The organism is Sphingobacterium sp. DR205 (assembly GCF_011064245.1).
Taxonomy (GTDB): domain Bacteria; phylum Bacteroidota; class Bacteroidia; order Sphingobacteriales; family Sphingobacteriaceae; genus Sphingobacterium; species Sphingobacterium athyrii.
The window spans coordinates 2,997,102-3,014,324 of sequence record NZ_CP049333.1; the positions used below are offsets into that span (position 1 = coordinate 2,997,102).

15 protein-coding genes are annotated in these 17,223 nt (G+C 42.9%); 9 read left to right on the top strand and 6 right to left on the bottom strand.

The annotated features are described in order from the left end of the window. Positions 1-31: 31 nt before the first annotated feature. From G6053_RS12645 to G6053_RS12655, 3 genes are all read right to left on the bottom strand, one after another. Entirely contained in the window at positions 32-1,444 is a 1,413-nt protein-coding gene (locus G6053_RS12645; protein ID WP_165306652.1) for an alkaline phosphatase, read from the bottom strand. Between the two features lie 105 nt (positions 1,445-1,549). After that, positions 1,550-2,209, bottom strand: a complete 660-nt coding sequence (locus G6053_RS12650; RefSeq protein ID WP_165306653.1) for an NAD(P)H-binding protein — start codon at positions 2,207-2,209, stop codon at positions 1,550-1,552. Positions 2,210-2,310: 101 nt separating this feature from the next. After that, positions 2,311-2,553 (bottom strand): hypothetical protein, encoded by a 243-nt coding sequence (locus G6053_RS12655; protein WP_104382080.1) that lies wholly within the window; start codon positions 2,551-2,553, stop codon positions 2,311-2,313. 204 nt (positions 2,554-2,757) lie between these two features. Here G6053_RS12655 and G6053_RS12660 point away from each other — a divergent pair, with 204 nt between their 5' ends. Continuing rightward, entirely contained in the window at positions 2,758-2,943 is a 186-nt protein-coding gene (locus tag G6053_RS12660; RefSeq protein WP_108631879.1) for a hypothetical protein, read from the top strand. A gap of 66 nt (positions 2,944-3,009) precedes the next feature. Here G6053_RS12660 and G6053_RS12665 read toward each other — a convergent pair whose 3' ends face one another. Beyond that, positions 3,010-3,462, bottom strand: a complete 453-nt coding sequence (locus G6053_RS12665; RefSeq protein WP_165306654.1) for an Lrp/AsnC ligand binding domain-containing protein — start codon at positions 3,460-3,462, stop codon at positions 3,010-3,012. 124 nt (positions 3,463-3,586) lie between these two features. Here G6053_RS12665 and rocD point away from each other — a divergent pair, with 124 nt between their 5' ends. The 6 genes from rocD to G6053_RS12695 all read left to right on the top strand — a co-directional run bounded on the left by rocD (position 3,587) and on the right by G6053_RS12695 (position 13,089). After that, entirely contained in the window at positions 3,587-4,852 is a 1,266-nt protein-coding gene (rocD, locus tag G6053_RS12670) for an ornithine--oxo-acid transaminase (protein ID WP_165306655.1), read from the top strand. Next, entirely contained in the window at positions 4,849-5,814 is a 966-nt protein-coding gene (gene rocF, locus G6053_RS12675; RefSeq protein ID WP_165306656.1) for an arginase, read from the top strand. Before rocD ends, rocF begins: the two co-directional genes overlap by 4 nt. 219 nt (positions 5,815-6,033) lie before the next feature. Beyond that, positions 6,034-7,656, top strand: coding sequence for a tetratricopeptide repeat protein (locus G6053_RS12680; RefSeq protein ID WP_165306657.1), 1,623 nt, complete (start codon positions 6,034-6,036; stop codon positions 7,654-7,656). Between the two features lie 206 nt (positions 7,657-7,862). Beyond that, positions 7,863-10,646 (top strand): TonB-dependent receptor, encoded by a 2,784-nt coding sequence (locus tag G6053_RS12685; protein ID WP_165306658.1) that lies wholly within the window; start codon positions 7,863-7,865, stop codon positions 10,644-10,646. Positions 10,647-10,736: 90 nt separating this feature from the next. After that, positions 10,737-11,999, top strand: a complete 1,263-nt coding sequence (locus tag G6053_RS12690; RefSeq protein WP_165306659.1) for a right-handed parallel beta-helix repeat-containing protein — start codon at positions 10,737-10,739, stop codon at positions 11,997-11,999. A gap of 13 nt (positions 12,000-12,012) precedes the next feature. Continuing rightward, positions 12,013-13,089 carry a phytase gene (locus G6053_RS12695; protein WP_165306660.1) on the top strand — a complete coding sequence of 359 codons (1,077 nt, stop codon included), beginning with the start codon at positions 12,013-12,015 and terminating at the stop codon, positions 13,087-13,089. Between the two features lie 184 nt (positions 13,090-13,273). On the opposite strand, the gene G6053_RS12700 is transcribed toward G6053_RS12695, so the two are convergent. Then, positions 13,274-15,346, bottom strand: coding sequence for an ATP-binding protein (locus G6053_RS12700; RefSeq protein WP_165306661.1), 2,073 nt, complete (start codon positions 15,344-15,346; stop codon positions 13,274-13,276). A 149-nt stretch (positions 15,347-15,495) separates the two neighbouring features. Between G6053_RS12700 and G6053_RS12705 the strand changes: the two genes are divergently transcribed. Both G6053_RS12705 and G6053_RS12710 read left to right on the top strand, forming a co-directional pair. Further along, complete coding sequence (locus G6053_RS12705; RefSeq protein WP_165306662.1) at positions 15,496-15,636, top strand: hypothetical protein; 141 nt, start codon at positions 15,496-15,498, stop codon at positions 15,634-15,636. A 34-nt stretch (positions 15,637-15,670) separates the two neighbouring features. Further along, on the top strand, positions 15,671-16,336 hold the full coding sequence (locus G6053_RS12710) for a response regulator transcription factor (protein ID WP_241254990.1): 666 nt from the start codon (positions 15,671-15,673) through the stop codon (positions 16,334-16,336). A gap of 27 nt (positions 16,337-16,363) precedes the next feature. Here G6053_RS12710 and lgt read toward each other — a convergent pair whose 3' ends face one another. Beyond that, positions 16,364-17,191, bottom strand: coding sequence for a prolipoprotein diacylglyceryl transferase (gene lgt / locus G6053_RS12715; RefSeq protein ID WP_108631870.1), 828 nt, complete (start codon positions 17,189-17,191; stop codon positions 16,364-16,366). Positions 17,192-17,223 lie beyond the last annotated feature (32 nt).

Below are 17,223 nucleotides of genomic sequence, written 5' to 3' on the forward strand. Positions count from 1 at the left end.
CTCAGGAATTATTCCTGAGGATTTTTTGTTTTTAATCCAGACTCAGCTTGGCAGCTATTGCTATTTTCTTCGGTATATCGGTATTATCCATTTTCTGATTGAACAGTTCAGCGCCCACACCAATGGCATAAACGGGTGCATAGGCTGCCGAATGGTTGTTGGAAGCCCAGGCTATTGAGCCCATGCGGTTCAGTATGGCGATGCTTAAAGCGGCGATTTTGTCATCACTTGCATATAGACTTTTTGCTGTCTCATTTTGATGGTCGACAAAGCTTCGCTGAAAGGCCTCTTTCAGCATTTTGTCGTCATCTGTATTTACTTTTACCTGATTATACAGCCCTGTTTGTGCCGAAAGTAAGTTTTTTAGATCATCCCAGGAAGCATTTGCTTTACTTTTGCGCAGATTACCGATTTCATTAGACAGTTCGGCATGCGATAATTTTTGATTTGCCAGCAATTTAGTTTTTAATGTCGAGCTGCCGTTGCCGATACCCAATCCGCCTGTTTCGTGGTCTGCTGTCACGACAATAAGCGTTTCATTGGGATGCTGCTTATAGAATTCAAAGACCAGTTCCGCAGCGGAGTTAAAGTCCAGCACCTCCCGGATGGTAGTAGCAGCATCATTTGCATGGCAGGCCCAGTCTATTTTTCCGCCTTCGACCATTAAAAAGAACCCATTTTTGTTATTCAGTTCCAGCGATTGGATAGCTGCGGCAGTAATATCGGCAAGCTTTAGGTCAGCGGGCTTTTGATCTATGGCATATTTTAACGCATCAGTCGCCGTTCCCTCGGTGTTCATGAGGATAATTTTATCAGATTTGCGCGGGTATTGCGTATAGGCATCTTTTCCCTTTAAGACCTGATATCCTGCCTTTTCGAATAATGGAAAAAGGTAGGGTGCTGTCTTTTTGTCAAAGCTTGTTTCAGGTTTTAGGAAATTGGATCCGCCGAAGAAGTCAAAATTGGAGCTGATAATTTCTTTTCCGATTTCGTAGTACATATCACGGTCAGGCTGATGGGCATAAAACGATGCTGGCGTGGCATGGTCAATGCTTACACTAGTGATGATGCCGACTTTTTTTCCCTTTTCTTTGGCTGCATAAGCGATACTTTTATAAGGTACTGTTCCTGTGCTATCCATCCCGATAACACCATTCTTTGTTTTTTTACCTACAGCAAGTGCAGTACCACCGGCTCCAGAATCGGTAACGCCGTTGGATTGTGAATGTGTTGAAGCAAAGCCAACATGGGGGAATTGAGTAAACACGAGCGGTACGGTACTATTTTTTTGCTGGGTTTCGGCGCGGTATATTTCAGTCAGGTTGACTTGATTGAGGCCCATTCCATCACCAATCAGGTAAAAGATATATTTCGCTTCTTGGCTGAAAGCCGGAAATACCTGGATAAAGGCAAAGAGAAGGAGGAATAAAAAATGTTTTTTCATTAGCGTGATAAATAATAATAAATGACCGCAAATTAACAAGTCAGCATTAGCTAATTGTTAATTCATTATTATGAATGTTCTTTATACAGCCCTGAGATGTGGCAGTTACTGCTGATTTGCTGTTTCTGCTAATTGTTTGATGTCTTTTACGGAGATGATGTTGACGGATTCTCTACAGTTGCGAATAGCCTGCAGCATCGCCGAGGCTACGCGGGCAACAGGAAGCGCTTCGTAGTTCTTGAAAAGGCCAATGCGATTAAAGGCCTTTAATGCACTTATGCCAATCTTTTCACCTACGCGATCTGTGTTTGGACGGATTAAACCGCCGGGTTGTACAATAATAAGCTTGCCAAAATCAAGTGCCTTAACATGTTGTTCTAAGCTCCCTTTCATTCGATTATAGAAAATTTTAGATCCAGCGTCAGCATTGACTGCCGACAGCAATACAAAACAAGGGATTTCATTTTTCTTGGCCAGCGCCGCAAATTGCAGGTTGAGGTCATGATCCACGCGCCACTGGGCGTCTTTGCTGCCCGCATCTTTGGCTGTGGTGCCAAGGCAGGAGATCGCGACATCACCCCGAATATGCTGTTCAAATTCCTGTAGCTTGTTGAAATCCACGATAATCTGCTGTAATTTGGGCTGTTCGTCAAATGTCTTGCGACGTAGGAGGACGATAACTTCGGTGAATTCCGCTGACTTCAACAAATCTTGCACAAGTATTTTTCCGGTTGCGCCAGATCCGCCAATTAAGACTGCTCTCATAGTGTTCGTTTTTTTTGTTCCACACCAAATGATGCACAGGTGATCCTGTTCATCATCGTGATATTGTTACTGTTACTAAGTCCGGGGTTTATACCGGAAGCTTAATCTTTATAGTTTGGTTTTCCGGGAGTGAAGCGTACGATGGATTGATCCAGTCGCAGGGTGTCGGCCACAGTGATCAGATCTTCCTCAACAATAAAGTTTTGATCAATGGATGTTTTTATTGTAGTAAAATCTTCTTGATCGGCGTCTTGAAAATAGAGGAGAGATTGGATGGTTGATACCGCTACGAGTTCGAGCAATTCGTCTTCACCTTCATAGCCAACGTAGAAAAAATCTGCCATAATTATGCAATTTGGTTTCATACGAATATACCTTATTTAATCTTAAATCAGTCATTTTAGACCGAAAAACTTAGCAAAGGAGTCGATATTTTAATAATGGCCGAATTTGAATTTTCTTGTGGAGCAGCTTTATTTCCCTCATAAAAATGCCTTATATTTGAAGTGACCGTTTAGTTTAATTGTGAACAATAAGATTATATAAAGATGGATAAAGAGCAGATACAAAATTGGTTAGATGAAGGATACGATATACTGCATCATGGTAGACCGGTTAAAGTTGAGGGCAATTTGTGGGATTATATAGATGGACTGGGAAGTTATGAAAACGTGTATGTATTGCGGGAATTGATTTATTGGACAGAAGAAGAGCTGGCAAATATCGGCAAGTAACAGTAAGGTCCTGAACCCATTGCTGTTGCCATAGATTCAAGACCAGTTGCGTAATCTGTTTAATTTTTAAAGAATAATATTACGTTTAAAAGCGCAACCCAATTCGATGAGCGAATCTGTTTTTGCTATGCCGGGAATGTTGTCAATTTTTTCATATAGCAATTGGCGCATATGTTCATGGTTTTTGGCTATAATTTTAACGTATAAGGTATAATTTCCCGTGATGTAATAACATTCCGTTACTTCGGGGATTTTTTTCAATTCCGCAATAATACGGCCTGAATCATGATCTTTTTCTAGGCTCAAGCCCGTAAAAGCCCCCCAGTCATAACCTAATCTTTTTTCATCCAATACAGGTTTTATGCCGGTCAATATACCTTGTTCCATTAAGCGATTAATCCGTTGATGGATCATGGTATTGGATACACCCAATGCAGTAGCAATTGCGGAATAGGCCATTCGGCCATCTGCATCCAGGTATTTTAAAATCTGAAGGTCAAATTCATCTATGCCGTTCATTGTTATGTAGGTTTAAAAGTTAATTTTAATATTTTAACGCTAATTTAGTGTTAAATTACATTGTTTTGTGTTAAAAATAGTAAAAATTGTATATTTGTTATTATTTGAAAATAAAATCCAAATTATGAGTATGGTATCTAAACAAGGAAATAGCGCGGCATTCGTGGCCAAGGAAGAAAAATATGGAGCACATAACTATCATCCTTTACCGGTCGTACTGGAACGAGCAGCTGGTGTTATGGTTTGGGATGTTGACGGTAAATCTTATTTTGATTTTCTATCCGCCTATTCAGCGGTCAATCAAGGACATTGCCATCCACGGATTATTGCTGCATTGACGGATCAAGCCCAAAAGTTAACCTTGACCTCACGTGCTTTCTACAACAATAAATTAGGCGATTTTGAAGAAATGATCTGCAAGTTGTTCGGATTCGATAAAGCTTTGGTCATGAATTCTGGTGTAGAGGCTGTTGAAACGGCGATGAAGCTCTGTCGTAAGTGGGCGTATCAAGTGAAGGGTGTTGCACAGAACCAAGCTAAAATAGTTTTTGCCAAAGATAATTTTCATGGACGTACCATTTCGGTGATATCTGCTTCAAACGATACGACCGCGACCGGTGATTTTGGCCCTTTTGTGGAAGGGATTGCATTGGTACCTTACAATGATATCGAAGCATTGGAAATATTGTTCAAACAGGATAAAAATATTGCCGGATTTATTGTGGAGCCCATTCAGGGCGAAGCAGGTATTGTGGTTCCGGATGCGGATTATCTAAAACGTGTGCGCCAGTTGTGTACGAGCTATAATGTGCTTTTTATTGCGGACGAAATTCAGACAGGTATCGCACGAACCGGAAGCATGTTGGCATCTTATGCCATTGACGATGTAGACAGCGCAAGTAAGCCGGATGTATTGATCTTGGGTAAGGCCCTATCCGGAGGTGTATTGCCCGTGTCTGCGGTGTTGGCAGACGATGCGATTATGTTATGTATCAAACCCGGTGAGCATGGCTCTACCTATGGTGGTAATCCTTTGGCTTGTGCAGTGGCTATGGAGGCATTGCAGGTCGTGCTGGATGAAGATCTGATCAGGAATGCACGTCAGATGGGCGATCTATTTCTGGAAGGATTACACAAGATTGCCGCTAAATTGGATATCATTACCGAGGTTAGGGGTAAAGGACTCTTGACCGCCATTGTGATCAATGCCAGTGAAGAAAGTGACCTGGCCTGGAATATTTGCCTGGAATTTAAGGAGAATGGTCTGCTGGCAAAACCTACCCACGGCAACAAAATTCGTTTGGCTCCGCCTTTGGTTATAACCGAAAGCCAGATCAACAGCTGTCTGGAGATAATCGAGCGATCGTTGACTAATGTGACCACAAGATGAAGAAAATGATTGAATTGATCAAAAACAGGTCAGATATCGGTGCGGGTACCAGAGGTTCTGATTTAGGAATTGATGCCATTGAGATTGCGGCAATCAACAAAGGGAGTCAGTACTTTATCAATTATCCTTTTGTGGATGTGCCTACACGGAACAGCTCCATTTATCAAAATGATAATCACCCTTTTGGTAAACATATTCAGCAGATTTACGAGCAATGTAAACAAGTGGCCTCAACCGTTGAGGATAGTCTTTCAGCGGGTAATTTCCCGCTGGTATTTTCGGGTGACCATTCTTCGGCAATGGGCACAATCAGTGGGATCAAATCGGCCTACCCAGATAAAAAATTGGGGGTGATCTGGGTTGATGCCCATGCGGATATTCATTCACCCTATACAACGCCTTCCGGCAATATGCATGGGATGCCTTTGGCGGCCATGTTGAATGAAGATAATTTGTCTTGTAAAATCAATGAAATTGATCAATCAACGCAGGAATTCTGGAATAAGCTGAAACGTATTGCTGGTCCGGCCGAGAAGATACAGCCCGCGAATTTAATCTATTTTGGCGTTCGGGATACGGAGGAGCCCGAGGATCTGCTGATTGAGCGTTTAGGTATAAAAAATTACCGCGTCGAAGAAATTCGTCAGCGGGGCATTGATGATTGTGTCGCTGAGGCATTGACCAATTTGAGGGACTGCGATATGATTTATATTTCCTTCGATGTGGATAGTATGGATAGTGAACTGATTTCAGACGGTACAGGGACACCGGTTCCCAAAGGCTTTATGCCGAAGGAAATCGTTCTGATATTGGAAGAAATCATCCGTTCGGGAAAAGTTACCTGTTTGGAGATTGTCGAAGTAAATCCCTTGCTGGACAATAAAGGAAATAAGATGGCCGAGGTCGCTTTTGATATTTTAGAACGGATAACACCTTTGATTGAGCTTAAATCCGGGTATTGATCCGTAGCACGACTTTGTTGCGAAGGGGGGCGATGTCCCTTTTTCGTTTGTGGTAGGGGCTTCGTTGCTGACAAGGTATGTTCAACATGAAAAGTGTGCTCTGTCTTATCCTGAGGTTGGGATGTAGTCTGTTCTTTGTGCCATATTAAGTTTAATCGGATTTAATATTCTCTTAACATGTTTCCGCTTAAATTTGCAGGGCGATTATTTACTGCAAAAATGAGGATTTCTAATAACATTATATTTTCGGTTGTCTTTCTGGGGCAACTGCTTTTGTCACAGTTGACTACGGCTCAAGTTGATTCATTTAAGGAAATCCGGATATTGAGTCAAAATTATCCAGATTCAGCAATTACCTTAGTGAAAAAAAAATATGCAAAAGCCGTTAATGACCGTGATTTAATGCTTCAGGGAAATTGTTTACAGGCGATCGGCTGGTTGTGTGTCAATCAGGGGCATTACGCTCAGGCACAGGATTATTATTTCCAGGCGGACCGTATCTACACGCAGATCAATGCAAAGCAATCGCTGGCATCTAACTGGACAGATATTGGCGAACTCAATATTTTCAATAAACAGCATCATGTTGCGAAAGAATATTTTAACAAAGCCTTGCATGCATTCAAAGGTGAAAATGACCGAAATGGTGAAGCTTCAGTCTTGGGGAATATCGGGCATCTTTTTGAAAAAGAGGGGCATTACGATTCGGCCTTTGTCTATCAAAAGCAGGCTTTGGCGATCTATCGTGAACAGACGAACAGCAACGGTGAAGCCAAGATTCATGAAAACCTGGGCAGCATCTACGAGGATCTGGGCAAATATGACAGTGCCTATGCGCATTTTGAAAAGGCGAGAAATTTGTATGAGCAAACGCAGGACAATTATGGAAAGATTGTGGTCATCAATAACATGGGGGATATCTTTCGAAAAACAAATAAATATCCTGAAAGTATTCAATTGACTCAACTTGCTTTTCGCTTAGCTGAAAACCTGGGCGATGTCTATCAGATGGCATCAACGACAAAAGACCTCAGTAAAACATACGCTTTAAGCGGACAGGTGGATAGTGCTTATTTCTACGCAGAACGGAGCCGAAAACTGGTACTGGAACTATACAGTGTGGATGGGGCCCGCCATACGGCTTTTTTTCAGGCACTGTATGATATGAACCAAAAGGCGGAGGAAATAGAGAAATTGCAGACCAACAAACGGATGAATTCCATCTTATTATTGGGTACGATACTCGTATTGATTTTATTAAGTATACTTTCCTACGTACTCTATAGCCGGCAAAAAATTAAGATCAAAACCCAGATTGCCGAATCACGGAAGCAGGAAGCCGAGCGCGAATTGGCTGAAATAGCGCTCAAAAACCAACTATTGGAAGATAAACAACTCAAACAGGAGCTGACCCTGAAGGAAAAAGAACTGACCTCACATACGCTTAATCTTATCCGTAGCAATCAATTTCTGGAGGAGCTACGGGACGAGCTAAAAGCCCTGGTCAAAGATGATCGAAGGGATCAGAAGAAACCTATGCAGCGCATGGTACAACAAATCAATGAGCACATTACACAGGGCATTCATTGGAAAGAATTCATGGGTACATTTGAACGTGTGCATCATAGTTTCTTTGAAAAATTGATCAAGCTGTTTCCCGATCTGACCGCCGCCGATATGCGCCTGATCGCATTGCTGAAAATCAATCTCAATAATACCGATATCGCAATCCTTCTGGGGATCTCCCAAGATAGCCTTCGGGTGGCCAGACACCGCTTAAGGAAAAAACTAAAATTGGAACAGAGCGAGGATCTTGCGGGGTACCTGCTCCGTATTTCATAATTTCTTAACATAAGGGTAACTGAATTTTAATGGCGTTTATTTTTGATGTAAATATCTTTATTTCAGATTTTTAGTATCTGTTGTTTCCCTCTCGTCTAGTCTAGGTTTTGGCTTGTTTCTTTCTTGTAACACCAAAGATTTTGTGAATCTGTTTCAGGCTTTCATATTTGTGGCAACAATCAAAGATTCATAATAATCTATTAAAAATGAAAAATGTTTTAACGGTATTGCTTGCCTCCAGCATTTCGATCAGCGCCGCTTATGCGACCAAGATCAAGGGGAAAGTCCTGGATGGACAAACAGGGGAAGCCATTGTCGGTGCTACCGTGTTCCTCGAACAAAGTGGTCTGTCAACCAGGACACAACTGGATGGTTCATTTGAATTCAAAGGACTATCAGCAGGTAGGGATAAAGTACATATCAGACATATGGCTTATGCCGAACTGGTCCAGGAAATTGAGGTAAAAAAGGAAAATACCCCTCATTTTACGTTTCAGCTTACCTCGAGCGAGCAGACCTTAATGGAGGTAACGATCAAAGGACAGCGCAACGGTGGTGATGATGATCCAAGCGCCCGCCGACTGGAAAAGAATGCTTCACAGATCATGAATGTGGTATCGGCCAGGGCAATAGAGATCTCGCCGGATATTACGGTGGCAAATGTTGTGCAACGTGTTTCGGGCGTCTCAATCGAACGTAATTCAAATGGCGAGGGACAGTATGCAATTTTAAGGGGAATGGACAAACGCTATAATACGACTTTGGTCAATGGCGTGAAAGTACCCAGTCCGGACAATAAATACCGCTACGTACCTTTGGATCTATTCCCTTCCGATATGTTGGAACGATTGGAAGTCTACAAATCGCTGACACCAAATATGGAGGCAGATGCCATCGGTGGTGTCGTAAATATGGTGATGAAATCCGCACCGCGTAAACTATTCTTTCAGGCCAATCTGGCCACAGGTTACAGCCAGCGGTATTTTAATCGCGATTTTGGCAGCTTCTCCAGCGGAGCTGTTTCATCAAAGTCGCCCTATGAACTGCATGGAAAAAATTACAATGCCACCGCCGCTGATTTTGATAAGGGCACATTGGACTATACGTATAAGAAACCGATACCGGATCTTGTTGGTAATTTGACGGTTGGGAACCGTTACCTAAATGATAAGTTGGGGGTAATATTGGGGCTGAGCTACCAAAATCTTTACCGTGGCAGTCATTCCATTTTTTACAAATCTTCGGTCAATAATACCAATCCGAATGCGATCATCACCGAAAAGAGTGACCGGCAATACGATGAGCAGCAACAGCGCCTGGGTGTGCACAACAAGATAGACTACCGATTCAATGCCAATCATCGGCTGAGTTTTTATCAGATGTACGTGAACCTGAATAATCTGCAATTGCGCGATGCGGTCAATACAATTTATAATGGACAGTATGATCCAAGTATCGGCAAGTCTGAACTGACTTATGTGACCCGGACCAGAAAGACGGAACAGCAGATTTACAATGGCAATCTACAGGGAGATCATCATTTTTTGGATAACCGCCTGAACTTCCGCTGGTCCGGGGTGCTGTCATCTGCCCGTAATGAAGTGCCGCAGAATACGACAATTAGTTTGGATGGTATCGAAGAGAATTTTCAACGCAGACGGACTTCGTTGGTCAATAGGTCTCCGGTGACTTATCGCTGGGAGCGGAATTCGGACGATGACCGTGCCGGATATTGGGATCTTGCGTATAAGGTGCCGTTGGCGGCAAACAAACTGGAACTGTCGACCGGTGGCTTGTATCGCGACAAACAACGGAGCAGTTTCTATAACAATTACAATCTGTCTCCAATCGCCAGTGAAGCGAAGAACCAATATGGGGTGGATTTTCAGGACTATACGGGTTTGAATCTCACGGTAAGCAATCCGACGGGTGCTGTGCGGAACCCGCTGACCTATGATGCCAGCGAGAAAACCACCGCTGCCTACGGGATGTTCAACTACGAGAATGACAAAATTCAAATGATCGGTGGTATACGGATGGAGCACACTAATCAGGGGTATAAATTGTTGTTTCCGGATGGTGAAGAAAGACCGGAGGGCTCCCGGACCTATACCGAATGGTTGCCTAGTTTGACCATGAAATATCACCTGGATAGTAAGCAGCAGCTTCATGGGGCATATTATCGTGCATTAAACCGCCCGGGTTTCTATGAGGTGGTGCCATCGCGGGTATTAAATGAAGAATTCTGGGAACGCGGAAATGCGGATTTGAAACATGCACTAGCGGATAATTTTGACTTACGTTATGAGCTATTTCCGGAGCCTTCATCGCAATTTCTTGCCGGACTATTCTATAAGAGGATTAAAAACCCGATCGAATATACCTTTCAGCCCGATGAAATTCGCGGACAGGATGTGTACTATATGCCGGGTAATTTTGGAACGGCAAACAATTTTGGTGTAGAGCTGGATTATATTAAATATATCCAAAAATTCGGTGTTAAAGCCAATTATACGTATACCCATTCACGGATCACCACACCGAAGAAATCACGGGTAATCAATGAGGTCACACAGGATCTGGATCCAATCCTGGTGGATCAGACACGGCCTCTTCATGGGCAGGCAGCACATATTGCCAATCTGTCTTTGCTTTATAAGGATGCAAACAGGGGTTGGGAAGGACAGTTGGCTGGATCTTATACGGGCTCACGGATCAATTCGGTATCGGAATTTTTAAACGCCGATTTATGGCAGAAAGGGTTTATCCAGCTGGATGCTTCCATCGAGAAGAAATTCAAAGCCGGCTGGGCGGTTTTTGCCAAAGCGAATAACCTGTTGAACACGCCCATGGAACTTTACGTAAAGGGGACAAATCCAGAAAATGATAAGATCGCCGAAAAAATAGTGGAAGGCGGCAACACGCTTATCCGGAAGGATTTATACGGTCAGAACTATATTCTTGGTTTACGTTATTCTTTTAAGAAATAAGCGTCTGCGCGGACTGTTTACGAGAAATAATCCCATTGATTTTAAACAAAGAACATGCCATCTGAGCGATGGCAGAAAAAATATTTACAGATGAAAAATAACTTTATTATACTGCTCATTTCCCTTGCGATGGTAGGGTTGACGGCTTGTGAGAAAGCAAATAGCGATGTAGACACCTCCGATGCCAATGGTAGTGCGATCGGTGAGGTAGCAGGCATATGGAGCAAAGGTACCGTGCAGCGTATCACGGGGGATATCATTATTCCCGAAGGAAAGTCGCTGACCATTGAGGAAGGTGTAACGGTACTGATGGATCCGGCCAATAAGCCTGAGATAGTTGTACTGGGCAACCTGTATGTGCTGGGGACAGCCGAGAGCCCCGTGAAATTTACGGTGGAGGATTCTTACAAAACCAAAGAAAATGAATTTGGAAAACTTTGGGGCGGTATTTTAGCGGCACCAAGCTGTAAGGAACTGGTTTTGGATAATACGTATTTAGAATATGGTGGTGCGGTTACCTCGGATGCATCGACTTCGGTGAAGATGAGGCTGTACAAACAGAAAGCGGGGGAAGCGCTGCCCGCTTTGTGGTTTTCCAATGTGGAAGGTAAATTGATTGTACAAAATAGTACGATCAGTCATTTTTATGAAGACTGTACTTATATTGAAGGGGGCAAGATTATCTTCGCCAATAACCGGTTCTTTTCGAATGGGGTAACCGGGGGTGAAGCGATGAATTTTAAATCGGGCTCTCTGGCAGACGTAGCTTTCAACTTGATATACAGTGTCAATACCAATGCATTGAAGCTGTCCAATTCTGGCGACCGCACGCCGCAAGCGCATATTTTCGTTTATAACAACAGCATGCTTAATACCGGTTGGCGTAGGCCAACAGCCAAAGGAGGATCCATCTGGCTGGAAGCTTCGGTAAAAGCAGAGATCCATAACAATATTTTTGCCAATACGCGGTTTGGCGTTAAACGTGATGCCAAAAATCCGGAAGATAGCCGTTCGGTTTCGAGCAACAATTGGTATTATGGCTATGATCAATTGACGGTGGACCAATTTCAGGTCGGAAAGAATGATATCGTAGGCGGCACCAATGATGTCAGAGGTAAAACCGCTGGTGAGAACAATCCTAAATTTACAGCCTACCCCTTAGAGACTTCGGTCAATAATTATGTATTTGATGCAGCCTGGGATTTCCATCTGCAAGGCAATTCACCGGCATTAAAAGCAGGTACAGCTGCTTTTAAGCCTCATTTTAGCGATGGCTTGGTGCTATCCAATGGTTTATCGTATTCCTCGCCAAAGCCCGCGACTTATGTCGGTGCTTTTGGTACTAAATTTTAATTAACACAATAGCATGACAACTTTAAAAACAACACTATTTTTTTGTTTGGCAGCCTCAACACTCGTGCAGGTCGCCTGTAATAACCCTCAGCCCGGTACTTCCGCAACGGATACGATCAAACCGGCCATAGTTACAGAAGCAGTACGCTATGATTCCGATGATCCTGCGGTCTGGATTAATAAGACCGATCCCGGCAAAAGCCTAGTCATTGCTACGGACAAAGATGCAGATGGTGCTTTATTTGTGTACGATTTACAGGGTAAAATTGTCAAGGATAAAGTCGTTTCTAATCTGAAACGCCCCAATAATGTGGATATCGCTTATGGATTGCTTTTGGGCGGCAAACCTGTTGATATCGCTGTTACGACCGAACGTATGACCCATAAGTTACGAGTATTCTCGTTGCCGGACATGAAACCAATCGACGGGGGAGGATTGGATATGTTTGTAGGCGAGACCGAACCGGAATTCAGGGATCTGATGGGGATTGCACTTTACACATCACCGAAAGGTGAAATCTATGCGATTGTGGGCCGCAAAAACGGTCCTAAAGAAGGGTATTTAGGTCAGTATTTATTGGAAGATAACGGTGCTGGCGCCGTGAAAGCGACCTTAGTCCGTAAGTTTGGCTCATTTAGTGGGAAGAAAGAAATTGAAGCCATCGCTGTGGACAATGAACTGGGCTATATCTATTATTCAGACGAGCAGGTGGGGGTGAAGCAATATTATGCGGATCCGGCGAAGGGAAATCAGCAGTTGGCCCTTTTTGCGGCTGAAGGTTTTAAAGAAGATCATGAAGGTATTTCTATTTATAAGCTGACGGATAGCACCGGCTATATATTGGTCTCTGATCAAGGGGCCAACCGCTTTCAGATTTTTAGCCGTGAGGGAACAAAGGCGAACCCATTTGAACATAGCCATTTGAAGACAGTGCCTGTTATGGCCACGCAAAGTGATGGTTCGGAGGTCGTGTCTTCCCGTCTGAATGATACCTTTCAACATGGTTTATTTGTGGCCATGAGCGATGATAAAACTTTTCATTATTACCGTTGGGAGGATATTGCAGGAAAGGACCTGAAAATGAAATAATCTTTCGGGAAAATTGACAATGCATAAATGGCAACAGCTGTAAAATGGATATACAGCTGTTGTCTTTGTTTTTGATAATGTGTTATTGTCGTAATTTCCTTTACGATCCACATTCTCCATATGCTGACCGAAAGAACCATTTTAGCCGCAGCGTACTGTTTTCACTCCGGGCAACAAGCTTTCATCAATCCTTCTTAGTCGCGGTTTGTATGCCGGTTACAGGCGCTGTCTGGGAATGGATAGGAATCTTAAACCAGAAAGTTGATCCCTCAGCCAGTTTGCTGTCCACACCAATTTTGCCTTGATGTTTTTGGATAATTTCCCGACAGATAAAGAGTCCGATCCCGAATCCGGAAGCGTAACTATCGGTTGAATCATTTACCCGATAAAACTTATTGAAAATTTGTTTTTGATGCTTGTCACCGATACCCCGACCCTGATCGCTGACCTTAACACTGAAATACGCATGATCCACAGCAACATCCATTATAATCGTAGAATTGGTCGGAGAGTATTTAATGGCATTGTCCATAAAATTAATGATAACCTGCTCGATCTTATCCCGGTCAGCCACGATTTCCACGCTTGAATCGGTCGCTCCGGTATAATGAATAAAATGCTTGACAGGTTTTAGCGAATAGATATTTTGAATGTAATTTATCAACGTACAGATCTGAAATGTATTTTTGTGAAGCAATAACTTGCCCTCATTAAGCTGAGATACATTCAGAAAACCATCAATGAGCCCCCGCATACGTATGGCTTGCTCGTTTGACCGGTGAAGATATTGTAGCCGTTTTTCTGAACTAAGCGTCTGCTCCTTTGCAAGCAGTAATTGGATATAGGCAATCAAAGAAGTCAGCGGTGTTTTGAGTTCATGGCTTGCGATACTGATGAAATCCAGCTTTTTTCGTTCCTCTTCTTTGTCGTTTGTTGTATCGAATATAGCACCATAGACAATCTGCCGGTTCGAATCTGCTGCTAATTGTCCACCGCCAACAGAGCGGAGCCATTTTACTTTCCCTGTTTTTTTATCTTCTATTTCACATTGACAGTCAAAAGGCAATTGTTTGGAGACGACCTCCTGAAAGATATGGCTTACTTTGTCCCGATACTGTGGTAAGATCTGCGCAAAAAAATCGACTTCCTGTATTTCCTGCTGACCGTCAAATCCAAAGAGTTCACGACATTGATCATTAAGTTCCATTTTCCGCGATTCTACATCGATGGAGAAGATGCCAATCCCAGCTGCTTCGACGATCATTCTAAACTCCTGGTCTTTTTGTGTAATTAAGGTATTAATGGCTTCCAATTTTTCGCGCTCTGCATGCTGCTGTGTGATATCCAGGGTAGTTCCGGCAAACCATTCCGGTTGCTGGTTGGAATCAAAATACATTTTTCCTTTGCAGTGGAGCCAGCGCAATTTTTGATCTTTAGCCCCAATGGTGCGGAACTGCACATCGTATACCCCTTTATTCTGGTCAATTAATGATTTTTTGACTTCTTGATCTATCTTGGTCCTGTCATCGGGATGTATATAGCGTAATACCTCCGTGTAAGGGGCGGTTTCACCATGGACAAAACCAAAAAGTTCACGTGTACGCTCATCCCAATGCACGACATAACTCTTGCAATTTAAGTTCCAGGTGCCCATTTCAGCAGATTGCAAGGCGAAATGATAATGTTCTTCGCTTTCGATGATCTTTTTCAGGGCGTCTCTCAGCTTTAGATTTAAATTTTTGGCCTCCCTGTCCGGTAATGGATATTTGCTTAAACTTGTTATGGCTTGGACATTGCCGCCAAGGCTATATTTTGGTGTCAATAAGTCTTCCAGGAGCTGCTGTTCAATATTATTTTTCTCCGTTACCTGTTGCGCCGCCGGAATAGGATCGGGTAGGAGCATTATTGTGTGATATAGTCCATAGATTTCTCCGTCGGCAGAGATTAATGGCTGATAGTCCATCCTATAATTGGATGTGCCGGGCTCTCCTGCGGGGTTAAGTTTGATGGTCAGGTGTTCTTCAACCGGACCTTTGGGGTTAGACCATACCTGTTTTAACCTGGAGACACATTCAAGTAACTCCTGCTGCTGAAGGGAGTCTTCCAGGCGTTGTCCAATGGCACTTTCATCGCAATTCCACAGTTGTAACATTTTCGCACTTGCATAGGATATATGAAGATCCGGGCTATCGTAGATTGCACAGGCTCCCAAGGAAGAATGGAGTACAGATAAAATATCTTTGTCGGAACGGATCATAAAGTGTCAAAAAAATTAAATACCGTTTAGTTTAAAACAAATATTGTTCCCTTTCCGTATTCTTTCTATACTTTCTTTGAATTTTAAGTCAAATGTAGTATCTTTTTTGGATCAGGACTCCGATAGAATATGGATATGAAGTCCTTTGAATGGATAGAATTTTGTATCTTTATTCCGTTTGTACCGGTTTGGAAAGAACACAGGAGGGGGAGCTGGGGTACAAGTTGTTTCCTGATCTTTCCAAGGTAAAAAATGCAGCTGAACTCCATGGTGGCATACTGTTCGGATAAAAAACAAAAGATATATTTTTATTAAATACTGTAAATGATGAGTAAGGTTAAGATACTGTTGGTTGAAGATCACATGGTCGTACGTAATGGTATTAAATTGTTATTGGAGTCTCAGGAGGGATTTGTTGTCGTGGGTGAGGCATCGAATGGTGATGAAGCGCTGCAACTTCTTACTACGGAGTTGTTGCCGGATATTATCTTAACGGATATCAGCATGGATCATATGGACGGTATGGAACTGCTGCGGATCATCAAGTCAACATATCCGTCCATTAAGGTTGTCATTCTCTCGATGTTAAACCAGATTCATTATGTTATCGAAGGTTTTGGACTCGGTCTTTCGGGATATCTGCTTAAAAATGTGGATTATAACGAGCTTCTTTTTGGCCTGAATCATGTGGCCAATGGGGGGAGATATGTCAGTGAAGAAATCAGTATGGCACTGCTGGATCAGGTAACTTCCGGTGAGAATTATACGGATTTACCGAATCGTTCGTTATCGGACTTTGATATCAGTGAGCGTGAACTGGAGGTGCTGAAATTAATTGCTGACGGTTTCACAAATGTTGAGATTGCCGACAAAATCTTTTTGAGCAAACGCACAATAGAAGGACACCGGCAGAGTTTGATTGAAAAAATGAACGTAAAAAATACTGCGGAACTGGTTAAAGTCGCATTCCAGTCCGGCATCTTAAAATAACACCGTTCATGCCTGCTTGTCTCCGGGTTAACTTTTGTTTTGCGACAGCTGTGTTGATTTTCGCTTACTGTTGATGACAAGTAGGGCCGATCCGATCAGGACAAATGGTATACTGAGGAGCTGTCCCATATTTATGAACAATGAACTCTCAAAATCTTCCTGATTGATTTTTAGGAATTCATCCATAAATCGAAAAGAAAATAATAGGATCAGCAAGAGTGCAAAGCAGTTTCCGATGTTGTTTTTTAGGATAGGTTTTGTCCGGAGGTAATTCAACAAAAGGAATAACAATAGACAAAATAAGGCTTCGTAGAGCTGTGCGGGATGCCGTGGGATTGGGTCAATAGCCGTGAAGACAAAAGCCCAGGGGAGCTTTGTCGGGGTGCCGATGATTTCCGAATTCATCAGATTCCCCAGTCGAATACAGGCGCCAGCAATAGGAACAACCAGTGCAATTCGGTCGGCTACCCATAGGAAAGAAAGTTTCTTCTTCCTGGCGAAAAAGAAAATAGCGGCCAAAATACCAATTCCACCGCCATGACTGGCCAGACCACCTTCCCATATTGCAAAGATCTTTAAGGGGTTGCTGAAATAATACGAGGGGTCATAAAATAAGACATGGCCCAGGCGTGCCCCTATTACTGTTCCCAGGACAATATATATACTCAACTGATCCAGAAACTCAACCGGCCGGCCTTCTTTTTTAAATAGGTTCCATAGTACCCTGTAAGATAAAACTATTCCCAGTAGCCAGAATAATCCGTACCAACGTACAGGGTGGTTGATGATCGGTATGGTGAAGATATCACTGCTGACATCCCATGTGATGAAATTTAATACGATACTGCTTGTCATCAGGGCTACATGTTTTGCGTTTATATGATGAG

Excerpts from the sequence above, each read along its gene's own strand:
- G6053_RS12645 (WP_165306652.1), bottom strand. The coding sequence starts at position 1,444 with ATGAAAAAACATTTTTTATTCCTCCTTCTCTTTGCCTTTATCCAGGTA.
- G6053_RS12650 (WP_165306653.1), bottom strand. The coding sequence starts at position 2,209 with ATGAGAGCAGTCTTAATTGGCGGATCTGGCGCAACCGGAAAAATACTT.
- G6053_RS12655 (WP_104382080.1), bottom strand. The coding sequence starts at position 2,553 with ATGGCAGATTTTTTCTACGTTGGCTATGAAGGTGAAGACGAATTGCTC.
- G6053_RS12660 (WP_108631879.1), top strand. The coding sequence starts at position 2,758 with ATGGATAAAGAGCAGATACAAAATTGGTTAGATGAAGGATACGATATA.
- G6053_RS12665 (WP_165306654.1), bottom strand. The coding sequence starts at position 3,462 with ATGAACGGCATAGATGAATTTGACCTTCAGATTTTAAAATACCTGGAT.
- rocD (WP_165306655.1), top strand. The coding sequence starts at position 3,587 with ATGAGTATGGTATCTAAACAAGGAAATAGCGCGGCATTCGTGGCCAAG.
- rocF (WP_165306656.1), top strand. The coding sequence starts at position 4,849 with ATGAAGAAAATGATTGAATTGATCAAAAACAGGTCAGATATCGGTGCG.
- G6053_RS12680 (WP_165306657.1), top strand. The coding sequence starts at position 6,034 with ATGAGGATTTCTAATAACATTATATTTTCGGTTGTCTTTCTGGGGCAA.
- G6053_RS12685 (WP_165306658.1), top strand. The coding sequence starts at position 7,863 with ATGAAAAATGTTTTAACGGTATTGCTTGCCTCCAGCATTTCGATCAGC.
- G6053_RS12690 (WP_165306659.1), top strand. The coding sequence starts at position 10,737 with ATGAAAAATAACTTTATTATACTGCTCATTTCCCTTGCGATGGTAGGG.
- G6053_RS12695 (WP_165306660.1), top strand. The coding sequence starts at position 12,013 with ATGACAACTTTAAAAACAACACTATTTTTTTGTTTGGCAGCCTCAACA.
- G6053_RS12700 (WP_165306661.1), bottom strand. The coding sequence starts at position 15,346 with ATGATCCGTTCCGACAAAGATATTTTATCTGTACTCCATTCTTCCTTG.
- G6053_RS12705 (WP_165306662.1), top strand. The coding sequence starts at position 15,496 with ATGGATAGAATTTTGTATCTTTATTCCGTTTGTACCGGTTTGGAAAGA.
- G6053_RS12710 (WP_241254990.1), top strand. The coding sequence starts at position 15,671 with ATGATGAGTAAGGTTAAGATACTGTTGGTTGAAGATCACATGGTCGTA.
- lgt (WP_108631870.1), bottom strand. The coding sequence starts at position 17,191 with ATGACAAGCAGTATCGTATTAAATTTCATCACATGGGATGTCAGCAGT.